Genomic DNA, 10,821 nt, shown 5'->3' with positions numbered 1-10,821 from the left:
CGCCAGCTGCGCAACCTGCTCACCACCCTGCTGCTGTCCACGGGCGTGCCGATGCTGGTGGCCGGGGACGAGTTCGGGCGGACGCAGGACGGCAACAACAACGCGTACTGCCAGGACAACGAGACGGGATGGGTGGACTGGTCGCTGCTGGAGGATCCGGCCTGGCGGTCGCTCTTCGCGCTGGCCTCCCGCCTGATCGCGCTGCGCCACGCCCATCCGGTGCTGCGGCGGCGGGCGTTCTTCTCCGGGCGCTCGCAGGCCGCCGACGGGCTGCGGGACCTGGCCTGGTTCACCCCGGCGGGCGCGGAGATGACGGAGCGGGACTGGTACGCGCCGGCCGCCGCGCTGGGGATGTACCTGTCGGGGCGGGACATCCCGGGCCGTGACGAGCGGGGCAGGCAGGTGACGGACGACAGCTTCCTCGCGCTGCTGCACACCGGGGACCGGCCGGTGGACTGGGTCCTGCCGGGGGCGCCGTGGGCGCAGGAGTACGAGGTCGTCCTGGACACCTCCCTGGAGGTCCAGTCCGATCCTCCCCGGACCCGGCACCGCGGCGGCCAGACCCTGACGGTCCCGGCGCGGTCGGTCCTGCTGCTGAGGGTGGTGAGCTGAGCGGCGGGGCGGTCCGTGGCGCTGGTTCCGGACGTACGCGACATCCGGAACCAGTCTCTTTGTTCGTACTGCGATGATGTGTTCGACATCATCTCGGAGGGGGTCCCTGTATGGGCAGAGTCACGACCGCGCTGCGGGAACTGCGCGGGGTGCAGAAGTCGGCGAAGGGGGTGTCGCTCTACTCCCGGTTCGTCAACCGGCCCGCCGGGCGGTATCTGGCCGCCGGTTCGTACGCGCTGGGGCTCACCCCGAACCAGGTGACGCTGATCAGTGCCGCCTTCAGCTTCGCCGCCGTGGCCGCGGTCGCGCTGGCCGCCCCTTCGTGGGGGCTGGGGGTCGCGGTGTGGGCCGCCCTCGCCGTCGGTTTCGCCTTCGACTCCGCCGACGGGCAGCTGGCCCGGCTGCGCGGTGGCGGCAGCGCGGCCGGTGAATGGCTCGACCACGTGGTGGACGCCGCCAAGCTCACGGCCCTGCACTCCTGCGTGCTGATCGCCTTCTACCGCTTCCCCGAGGCGTACGGGACGGGCGCGGACGGCTGGCTGCTGGTGCCGCTGGGCTTCCAGTTCGCCGCGGTGGTGACCTTCTTCGGCGGCCTGCTGACCGAGAAGCTCAAGCCGAAGCCGGCTCCCGGCAGCGTGGCGGCCGCGCCGTCGACCGCGCGCGCGGTGGCTCTGCTGCCCGTGGACTACGGGGTGTTCTGCGTGGTGTTCCTGCTGCTCGGCGGCGGGAAGCTGTTCGCCTGGGCGTATGCGGGACTGGGCGTGGTCGCCGCGATGTTCCTGCTGGCCTTCCTCGCGAAGTGGTTCCGGGAGCTCAGCGCCGTTCGCCGGTGACCTGGCCCGGGACGTGGGCCGGTTCCGCGAGCGCGTCCAGGGCCCGGCGCAGCTGGGTGCTGGACGTGTGCACGGTGTAGGGGAAGTACACGACGTCGACGCCGTGGGCGGCGAAGTCCTTCTCCAGCCGGGCGCCCTTGGGCGTGCCGCGCCAGTCGTCGCCCTTGAAGATGACGTCGAAGCGGACCTGCTTCCAGGTCTCCACCTTGTCGGGGACCGTCTCGACGAAAGCCGCGTCGACGTACTTGACGCTGCGGACGATCTCCAGACGCTCGACGAGCGGGATCATCGGGCGCCGCCCCTTGGCGAGTTCGGCCATCTCGTCCGAGACCACTCCGGCGACCAGGTAGTCGCACCGACTCCGGGCGTGCCGAAGGATGTTGAGATGCCCGATGTGGAACAGATCGTAGGCGCCGGGCGCGTAGCCGACTCGATACGGCCTGCGCGCAGGCACAGCAAGATCGGACATGTCGTGCTCCGTCATCTTTTACCCCCAGCAGCCACACCCCCCGGTGTAGCGGATTAGCAGACAATAGCGTGCACGTTCCGCACCACGCGGGTGAACGAATAGGGTGACGTGCGCATCATCCAGGGGAGAAGGGGACGCTCAGTGTCCAGATCCGGTCACCGGCGCATGCTGCTGGTTTCCACCAATTACGCTCCGGAGCACGCGGGGATCGGCCCGTACGCCACCCAGATCGCGGAGCACTGGGCGGATCTCGGTCACGAGACCCATGTGCTGGCGGGCATGCCGCACTACCCGGCGTGGTCGCTCGAACCCGAGTACAAGGGGGCGTTCCGGCGCACGGAACAGCGCGCGGGAGTCACCGTGCACCGGCGTGCGCACACCGTGCCGCCGCGCCAAACCGCCGTGAAGCGAGCCCTTTTCGAAGGATCGATTCTGCTGCACGGCGCCGTGGCCCCGCCCCGGATGCCCAGACCGGACGCGGTCCTCGCCCAGATGCCCAGCCTGGCCGGCGGAGTGCTCGCCGCCCGGCTCGCGGCGCGCTGGAAGGTCCCGTACGTCCCGGTCGTCCAGGACCTGATGGGCGCCGCCGCCGCGCAGAGCGGGATCAGCGGCGGCGACAAGGCCGCCGCGATCGCCGGCCGCGCCGAGGCGTACGCCCTCAAGCGCGCCACCCTCGTCGGCGTCATCCACGAGACCTTCGTGGACCGGGTCGTCGGCATGGGCGTGGACCCGGACAAGATCCGTCTCGTCCCCAACTGGTCGCACGTGCCCGTGCCCACCAAGCCGCGCGGCGAGACCCGGCACCACCTCGGCTGGGCCCCGGGCGAGACCGTCGTGCTGCACTCCGGGAACATGGGCCTCAAGCAGGGCCTGGAAGTCCTCGTGGGCGCCGCCCGGCTGGATCCGAGCGTTCGTTTCGTCCTGATGGGCGACGGCAGTCAGCGGTCGGCCCTGTCCGATCTCGCGGCGGACGTGCCGAATCTGGACATCATCCCCCCTGCCGCTGACGGCGAGTTCCCGGATATCCTCGCGGCTGCGGACGTTCTCGCGGTCACTCAGCACGCCGCCGTGCTGGACATGAGCGTCCCGTCGAAGCTGACCTCCTATTTCCAGACCGGTCGGCCCGTCGTCGCCTCCGTGGCGGCGGAGGGCGGTACCGCCCAGGAGGTGGAACGCTCGGGCGCGGGGGTCCTCGTACCGCCGGAGGACCCCGAGGCACTGCTGAAGGCCGTACGGGCCCTGGCCGAGGACCCTGAAGGCGCGGACGCACTGGGAGCGGCCGGACCCCGCCACGTGGCGGCGCATCTGAGCCGCGAAGCGGGCCTGGCCCGCATCGACGCATTGATGGACGAAGCACTTGGGGGACCCCGGCCGTGATCGAGACGAACCGCCCTGCAGCGGCACCGGCCGACGACGAACCCGATCTCCTCAGAGACCAGTTCCGGCAGCTCCTGCGCTACCGCAGGCTCATCGGCGGGGGCATCGCGATCGGTCTGCTGGGCGGCGTCTACCTCGGCATCTCCACGGCCGACACCTATGTCGCGACCGCCGACGTCGTCCTGCGCGCGCCCACCGACGACCCCTTCAACCCGAGCCTCGCCCCGGACAAGGCGATCAACATCGGCTCGGAGCGCCAGGTCGCGCTCAGCTCCTCCATAGCCAACGAGGCGGCGAAGAAGCTCGGCGTGGACGCGTCCGGCTTCGCCGCCCTGCGCAGCGGGCTGCAGGTCACCAACCCGCCGCAGACGATGGTGCTGCGCTTCACGTACACGGCGGACTCCCCCAAGGAGGCCGCCAAGCGCGCCAACACGATGGCCGAGGCGTACCTGCTGAAGCGGCAGGAGGCCCTCGACGCCACCCGCGACAAGATGGTCAAGGGGTACAAGGAGCAGCGCGACCCGATCGCCAAGCAGCTCGACGAGCTGTCGAAGGAGATCGCCCGGATGCCGGCCGGCGCGGGACGCGACGCCGCCAGCTCCTCCAAGACCGACCTGCAGAGCGAGGTCGGAGGCTACAACACCAAGATCACCAAGCTTGAGGCCCTGGACATGACCCCGGGCCGCGTCACCAGCGCGGCGACCGCGCCCACCGGCACCGACGGGCCCGGCATCCTCATGTCGCTCGCGCTCGGCGCGGCCGTGGGCCTCGCCCTCGGCCTGCTGGCCGCCTGGGTCCGCCTGGTCTTCGACCCGGCCCCGCGCTCCGAGGGCGACGTCGCCCGGTCGCTGCGCGCACCCGTGCTCGGCTACCTGCCCCGGGACCGGACGGGCGGCGGACCGCTGCTCGCCGCCGGTGAGGCCGACCCCCGGCTCGCCGAGGAGTACCGCTCGGTGGCCTTCCGCCTCGCCTACGACGCCCGCTTCGCCGACCGGCGGCGCCTGCTCGTCGTCGCCCCGCGCGGCAGCAGCGAGACCGCCGCGGCGGTGGCCGTGAACCTTGCCGCCTCCTTCGCGGAGACCGGCAAGGACGTCCTCCTGATCGAGGCCGACCTGCGCACCCCGGTGCTGGCCAGCCAGCTGCCGACGGACTCCGGCGGCCGGCCGCGCTGGAGCCAGACCCCGGGCAGCCCGGCCGGCGGCGGCCGGCACTCGGACACCGAGTGGCCCGACGGACGCCAGCTGGTCGTGGACGCCGGTGAGTCCGGAACCTTCGACCTGATCCCGGGCGAGCGGGCGCGCAACGTCCCGCGCTCGCTGACCTCGGCCCGCGCCACCCGGCTGATCTCCGAGGCCGACTCCCCCAACTCCACGGTCGTCGTGCTCGCGCCGCCCGTGCTCTCCTACGCCGACGCCCTGGCCCTCGTCGACCGCGTCGACGGCGTCCTGGTCGTCTGCGACCCGCGCGCCGTGCACCGCACCGACCTGTCCCGGATCCGCGAGCTGATCAGCGGCGCCGGGGGCACCGTCCTCGGCGCGGTGCTGCACGCGCCGCTGCCCGGCGAGAAGCGCGGCCGCACCAAGGACAAGGGCGGCCCGGCCCCCGTCGGCCCCGGCTCGGGTCCCGCGGCCGGAGCGAAGTCCGGCAAGCCCGCGCCGCAGCCCCAGCCGATCCCGTACGAAGTGGCCGAGCCCGAACAGCACATCCCCGGTGACGGCACCGACACCGTCGCGCTGCGCACCGTCCGCATGGGCCGCAGATGAGCCGACGCGGCCTCGCCGCCGTCGCGTCGGTCCTGGACCAGGCAGCGTCCAGCGCCACGAACATCCTCGTGCTGGTGCTCGCCGCCCGGCTGTCCTCGGCGTCCGGATTCGCCGACTTCTCGATGGTGTACGTGACCTTCAGCGTGCTCCTCGGGCTGAACATGGCCTATGTCGGCCAGAGTCTGGTGCTGGAGAAGGGGCAGGGGGTCCCCCCGGACGGAGTCCGGGGCAGGCTCGGCGCCGAGTGCCGCTCGGCCGTGGCCTTCACCGCCGCCGGGTCGGCCGCCGTGGGCGTCCTCGTCGCGGTGGTGGGCCTCGCACTCCCCGGGGCCACCGGGACGGCCTTCCTCGCGCTGGGCCTCGTACTGCCGCTGGTGCTCCTCCAGGACGGCCTGCGGTACTGCTTCTCCGCGCTGCGCGCCCCCGAGCGGGCGCTGGCCGCCGACGGGCTGCGGCTGGTGTGCGTGGTCGCGGCGCTGGCTGTGCAGCCGGACGGGGCCTCGGCGGGGCGGCTGGTGTCCGTCTGGGGGCTCTCCGCGTTGCCGGCGCTGGGCCTGGGGCTGTGGCTGCTGCGGCCGTACGTGCGCGGCAGCCGGGGCGGTCTCGCGGGACTACGGCCGTACCTGCGGCGGGGGCACCTCGGGCAGCGGTTCGTGATCGAGTTCGCGGTGGGCAACGGCTCCAGCCAGCTCGCCGTACTGGGTCTCGGCGTCTTCGCGACGCCGCTGGCCGTCGGCGCGCTGCGGGGTGCGACCACGCTGTTCGGGCCGCTGAACGTGCTGTTCAACTCCGCGAACGCCTTCGGGCCGCCGGTCCTCGGACGGCTCGGCGGCAAGCGGGCCACGGTCCGGGCCACGGCCGCGCTGGGACTCGCGCTCGCGGCGGTCGGCGCGGGCTGGGCCACGGCCCTGTACCTGCTGCCGGACCGGCTGGGCCGCCAACTGCTGGGCGACACCTGGGCGGGCGCGTCCGCGCTGCTGCCGGCCACGGGGGCGCAGTACGCCGTGATGGGGCTCGGCACGTGCGCGCTGCTGACCCTGCGGGTGCTCGCCCCGAAGGCCACGCTGTCGTTGCAGGTGGTCTTCTCGCTGCTGTCCGTGGGGCTGCTGCTCGGCGGGTACGCGGTGGGGGGTGTGGCGGGCGCAGCATGGGGCCTGGCGGCCGGCTCGGCGCTCAAGGCCGTGGCCGCCTGGTGGCGCGTCACCCGCCTCCCGGCCGCCACCGCCTCACGCGACGACGAACCCATGCCGGCCCCCGCCGCCTGACCCGCCGCGCGGGCGCACCGTGCGCCCGGTCGAGGCGCCGGAGACAGGTCTATCCGCCGGCCGGGCTGGTCCCCCGCAGCAGCGGGCCCCAGGGGATGTCGGCCAAGTCGCTGAGCCAGCAGCGTTGCGGCCAGCCGTCCTTGCCCGTCCACTCGCCGAGCAGGACCAGGGGCCGACGGGTGCCGGGCAGCTGTACCATCCCGCGGAGGTACATCTCGCCCTTGCGCCGCTGGTCGCTCCGCGGCAGCCGAGCGGAGATCTCCGCGCACAATTCACTCAGCATGCTGTCCGGCACCCGGTGCGTGAACGGTCGGTCGTGAACGAGGTTTTCATCTGCGCGTCTCCCCCTGCGTCGGCGAGCCCGCCGCCTTCCGCGGGCCACCTCCACCGTGCGTGCCGCCGCCGGTCCGTGCCCAGGTGCGCCCGCCACACACCTGCGTCACCGGATGCGCGACCGGCCACCCGAACGGCTCGCCGGCACCCGGACGGACACGGGGAATGGACCGGTGGCGAGGCCGGATCCGGCCCGGACCGTACGGCGGGCACCCGGAAAAGAGACCTCCGGGACCGCCCCGGCGCTCCCCCGGTGACCGCACCACCTCGTGCGGGCGCCCACCGGTGACCCCGTCACCGCCGCGGCACCGTGACCGGGGATATCGCCGTCGGGGGTGCGTGCGGCGCGGTGGGCCCGGACCCCGACCCGGGATCGGGTGCGGGGCGTCGCGGTGCGCTCAGCGCAAGGTCGTGGACCTGTCCGAGCGGTAGGTGGCGACCAGCGCCAGGCAGAGGGCCGCGATGGCCACCCGGCCCGAGGCCTGGAGCAGCGGCCCGCGCAGCAGGATGAACGAGTACCCCGCGACCAGCGGGACCACCACCGAGATCAGGCTCCCCGGGGGACTGCGCCGCGTGGCCCGCTTCGCGTAGCGCCGGTCGACGCGGGCCGCGGCGTACCCCATGCCCAGCAGCCCCGCCCCCATGCCCAGCGGCCCGAAGTCCAGCCACAACTCCGCCCAGATCGGGGAGGAGAGGTTGGTGTTGACCGTGCCCATCCACTGTCCGACCATCACGCCCGTGTCCCTCGGCTTGCCGGGCCACACCGCGCGCGGCACCGCGAAGAAGACCGATCCCGCGAGCTGGCGACCGTAGTAGTGGCCGGGGCCGGAGTTCGAGAAGGTGATGGTGTTCGCGAACATGCCGATCTGGTCGTAGTCCTTGAGGGCCATCGGCTCCAGGAAGGACGTGGTCTCGACCGGCCGGTAGTTCTTCTCGTCGTAGCGGAAGCGGTCCGCGAACGGGAAGATCAGGAGCGCGACGACCACCGCCATGGACAGCGCGACCCGGTACATCGCCGCGCTCACCGGGAAGACGGTGAACAGCAGCGCGAACATGACCGTCAGGAACCAGTACCGCGGGTTCGAGATCGGGTTGTTGACGATCAGATTGAGGCCGGCGAGCGCCGCCCACGTGAGGATGATCGACACCTTGCGGCGGGCGAACTTCGAGGTGATCAGCCAGCGGGTGTACAGGAGCAGCGCCAGCAGCGCCGGTACGGTGCCGAAGCCGCGCAGCAGGGCCTGGCCGGCCTGGCCGTCGCCGTTGGAGACGCCGGCCTCCTCGATGCCCGCGATGATCTCCTGGCGGCTGGAGAAGAAGACCGCCGGGCCGCCGAGCTTCATGATGAAGACGGCGCTGCACAGGAACGAAAGGATCGTCAGCAGCTGGAGGCGGCGCCGGTGCGCCATGACGGGCCTCGACTCCTTCTGGGAGCCGCCCGCGCGCCCGGCCGGCCGGTGCCGGGCCAGCAGCACGCCGACGTCGAAGGCCGTACAGCCCAGCAGCACGAGCCCGATCGCGACGGTCAGGTCGGTGCGCGGACCGACGACCGGCGTAGGAACCTGGCCGAGGACGGCCTGGGCGAGCGGGGCCACGCCCATGGCCATGTAGACGAAGAGCCAGAAGGAGCCCTGGAGCAGCTTGCGTCGGCTGGTGAGCACCATCGCGGAGAGCCGGGCGCCCGCGTACATGGTGAGCAGCAGTTGGAGCCAGAACGCCGCGTCGCGGACGCCGGCGCCCGTCTGCGCGGCGACGAACAGCGGCAGGAAGACGGTGAACCCGAGTGCGAGCGGGACGGACAGCGCACGCGAGAGCAGCGTGCGCGGGAGGGTGGCCCGGCCCCACAGGCTCTCGTCCTCGAAGGGGGACGGAGCGGGCGGCTTGGCGGGCGCCGCGGAGGGCTTGTGCATGTCCGTCGTCACTGTCGCCCCCACCCGATGTGCCTGGTCCGCGCGCAGTCTAGTCTGAGCGGGCCACGCCCGGGGAGGCGGCGGCCGGGGTCCCCGGACGGAGTCCGGGGGAGCAGATGGGGCGACAGTTGCGGGACCTTCCTTCCTTCACGCTGGCCGGGTACGACAAGGGGCGCGGGCTGCTGCCCCAGGCGCTCTGGTTCGCCGTCATGAACACGCTGTTCATGCGCTGGTTCTGTCCGGCCCGCCTGCGGGTGGCGCTCCTGCGTGCCTTCGGGGCGAAGATCGGTGAGGGTGTTCTGATCCGGCACCGGGTTCGGGTGCTGTGGCCGTGGAAGCTCGACGTCGGGGACCACACCTGGATAGGTGAGGGCGCCTGGCTGCTGAACCTGGAGCCGGTGACCATCGGGGCGAACGTGTGCGTCTCGCAGGAAGCCATGCTGTGCACCGGCTCGCACGACCACCGGGCCGCCGACTTCCGCTACCGCAATGCCCCGATCGTGGTCGAGGACGGTGCGTGGGTGGCCGTACGGGCGACCGTGCTCGCCGGGGTCACGGTGGGCCGCTGCGCGGTCGCCGGGGCGGGCGCCGTGGTCCACAAGGATCTGCCCGAGCTGACCCTGCAGACCCAGGACGGGCGGCGCCGCCCGGTGGAGGAACCCAAGTGAGAGTCCTGCACGCCGTCACCCTGCACTCCCCCTCGCACGCTTTCGGCGGTCCGGTCCGGGTCGCCCTGAACCTGACGAAGGGGCTGCTCGCCCGCGGTCACGAGGCCCGCCTCCTCGCGCTCGGCGAGGGCTTCGAGGAGTGGCCGACGTCCGTGGAGGGCGTTCCGGCGCGGCTGTTCCCGGCCCGCCGGCTGCTCCCCCTCGGCTTCAGCGGGATGACCTCGCCGACCCTGCTGGCCTCGGCCGGGCGCCTCGTGCGGGACGCCGATGTCGTCCACGTCCACCTGGCCCGTGACCTGGTGACGCTGCCGGTGGCCCTGGCGGCGCTGCGGGCGGGCAAGCCGCTGGTGCTGCAGACCCACGGCATGGTGGACCCGAGCGAGAAGCTGCTCGCCAAGGTGCTGGACGCGGTGGCGGTACGCCGGCTGCTGCGCGGCGCGGACGCGGTGCTGTACCTGACCCCGCACGAGCGGGAGGGGCTCGACGCGGTGGTCGGCGAGCCGCTGGAGCGGGCGGTGCGCCTGATCAACGGGACCCCGGCGCAGGCGGAGGGGCCACGGCCGGACGGTCCGCCGCGCATCCTGTACTCGGCGCGCCTGCAGGCCCGTAAGCGGCCGGTGGACTTCGTGGACGCGGCGCCGGCGGTCCTCGCGGCGCACCCGGACGCGCACTTCGTGGTCGCGGGCCCGGACGAGGGCGAGCTGGCCGCCGTACGGGCCCGGATCGGGACGCTGGGCCTCACCGACCGGTTCACCGTCCCGGGGGCCCTGTCCGGCACGGAGGTCCTGGCCGAGCTGCGCCGGGCCCACGTCTACGTGCTGCCGTCGGTGGACGAGCCGTTCCCCATGTCGGTGCTGGAAGCCCTCGCTGTGGGCGTCCCCTCGGTGGTGACCCACTCCAACGGGCTGGCCCGGGACGTCGCGCGGGCCGGTGCCGGACGCGCGGTCGATCCGGGGCCCGAGGGCGTCTCCGCGGCGGTCCTGGAGCTGCTGGATCCGGCGGTGGGCCACGGGGCCGCACGGGCGGCCCGGAAGCTGGCCGCCGAGGCCTTCTCCATGGACGCGGTCCTGGACACCCTCCTGCCGGTCTACGAGGGCGCCCTGCGCGACCGCGCCGCCGGCGTCAGATGACGTCGCGACGCTCCTCCACCACCGGTATCGCCGCGCCGGCGGCCCGGCGGCGCTTGTAGATGCTGGTGTACACGGCGAGACCGATCCCGCCCACCGCCATCATGATCAGACCGACCAGGTCGAGGTTGACGCTCTCCATCTCCCAGTCGCTGGCGAAGGTGAGGATCGCACCCACCACGATCAGGACGATGCATCCGCCGATGCCCATGGGTCCGCCTTCCGCTGTCGGGACTGTGCCAGCGCGGGTACCCGGCTTCCGGGGACGAAAACGCCCCCGCCGGCCGGAAGTCCGTACAGCGGGGGCGTCGTTCCTGGACCAGGCCGTGTCCGCGAAGTCCCGCCTGCCCCGCGACGCCTGGCACCGCACTCGCCGCGTTGTCGGGCGCGCCCGAGTACGTCCGGTACGCGGGCGCCCCTCCGCCTTGCGATGTACGGCACCGGACGCCGCGGGGCCCGCCCTT

Annotated in this window: 10 protein-coding genes and 1 pseudogene; 7 read left to right on the top strand and 4 right to left on the bottom strand. The window is 73.1% G+C overall.

Annotated elements, in window-relative coordinates; translation table 11 throughout:
• Positions 1 to 612, top strand: a pseudogene (locus tag ACWGIU_RS17175) (glycogen debranching protein GlgX); the annotation flags it as partial.
• 110 nt (positions 613 to 722) lie between these two features.
• On the top strand, positions 723 to 1,445 hold the full coding sequence (locus ACWGIU_RS17170) for a CDP-alcohol phosphatidyltransferase family protein (RefSeq protein WP_453706624.1): 723 nt from the start codon (positions 723 to 725) through the stop codon (positions 1,443 to 1,445).
• Here the strand turns inward: ACWGIU_RS17170 and ACWGIU_RS17165 are convergent.
• A complete protein-coding gene (locus ACWGIU_RS17165; RefSeq protein ID WP_453706622.1) occupies positions 1,426 to 1,929 on the bottom strand; it encodes an adenylyltransferase/cytidyltransferase family protein in 504 nt (167 codons plus the stop codon). The two genes, ACWGIU_RS17170 and ACWGIU_RS17165, sit on opposite strands and share 20 nt — an antisense overlap.
• Before the next feature lie 150 nt (positions 1,930 to 2,079).
• Between ACWGIU_RS17165 and ACWGIU_RS17160 the strand changes: the two genes are divergently transcribed.
• From ACWGIU_RS17160 to ACWGIU_RS17150, 3 genes are read left to right on the top strand one after another with little or no spacing between them, the layout of a single operon-like run.
• Entirely contained in the window at positions 2,080 to 3,291 is a 1,212-nt protein-coding gene (locus ACWGIU_RS17160) for a glycosyltransferase (protein WP_453706625.1), read from the top strand.
• Positions 3,288 to 5,054, top strand: coding sequence for a lipopolysaccharide biosynthesis protein (locus tag ACWGIU_RS17155; RefSeq protein ID WP_453706620.1), 1,767 nt, complete (start codon positions 3,288 to 3,290; stop codon positions 5,052 to 5,054). The genes ACWGIU_RS17160 and ACWGIU_RS17155 overlap by 4 nt, the downstream gene beginning before the upstream one ends.
• Positions 5,051 to 6,319 (top strand): hypothetical protein, encoded by a 1,269-nt coding sequence (locus ACWGIU_RS17150; protein WP_453706618.1) that lies wholly within the window; start codon positions 5,051 to 5,053, stop codon positions 6,317 to 6,319. The genes ACWGIU_RS17155 and ACWGIU_RS17150 overlap by 4 nt, the downstream gene beginning before the upstream one ends.
• 49 nt (positions 6,320 to 6,368) lie before the next feature.
• Here the strand turns inward: ACWGIU_RS17150 and ACWGIU_RS17145 are convergent, their stop codons facing one another.
• Positions 6,369 to 6,602, bottom strand: coding sequence for a hypothetical protein (locus ACWGIU_RS17145; RefSeq protein ID WP_453706627.1), 234 nt, complete (start codon positions 6,600 to 6,602; stop codon positions 6,369 to 6,371).
• Between the two features lie 448 nt (positions 6,603 to 7,050).
• Complete coding sequence (locus ACWGIU_RS17140; RefSeq protein WP_453706616.1) at positions 7,051 to 8,562, bottom strand: hypothetical protein; 1,512 nt, start codon at positions 8,560 to 8,562, stop codon at positions 7,051 to 7,053.
• Positions 8,563 to 8,678: 116 nt separating this feature from the next.
• On the opposite strand from ACWGIU_RS17140, the gene ACWGIU_RS17135 reads away from it, so the two are divergent.
• Positions 8,679 to 9,230 carry a WcaF family extracellular polysaccharide biosynthesis acetyltransferase gene (locus ACWGIU_RS17135; protein WP_453706614.1) on the top strand — a complete coding sequence of 184 codons (552 nt, stop codon included), beginning with the start codon at positions 8,679 to 8,681 and terminating at the stop codon, positions 9,228 to 9,230.
• Complete coding sequence (locus ACWGIU_RS17130) at positions 9,227 to 10,360, top strand: glycosyltransferase (protein ID WP_453706612.1); 1,134 nt, start codon at positions 9,227 to 9,229, stop codon at positions 10,358 to 10,360. The genes ACWGIU_RS17135 and ACWGIU_RS17130 overlap by 4 nt, the downstream gene beginning before the upstream one ends.
• On the opposite strand, the gene ACWGIU_RS17125 is transcribed toward ACWGIU_RS17130, so the two are convergent.
• Entirely contained in the window at positions 10,353 to 10,568 is a 216-nt protein-coding gene (locus ACWGIU_RS17125; RefSeq protein ID WP_453706610.1) for a DUF6458 family protein, read from the bottom strand. The two genes, ACWGIU_RS17130 and ACWGIU_RS17125, sit on opposite strands and share 8 nt — an antisense overlap.
• Positions 10,569 to 10,821 lie beyond the last annotated feature (253 nt).

Source organism: Streptomyces sp. NPDC054840 (assembly GCF_053611065.1).
Note: the sequence above shows the minus strand (reverse complement) of the source record. Positions and strands in the feature narration are given on the sequence as shown.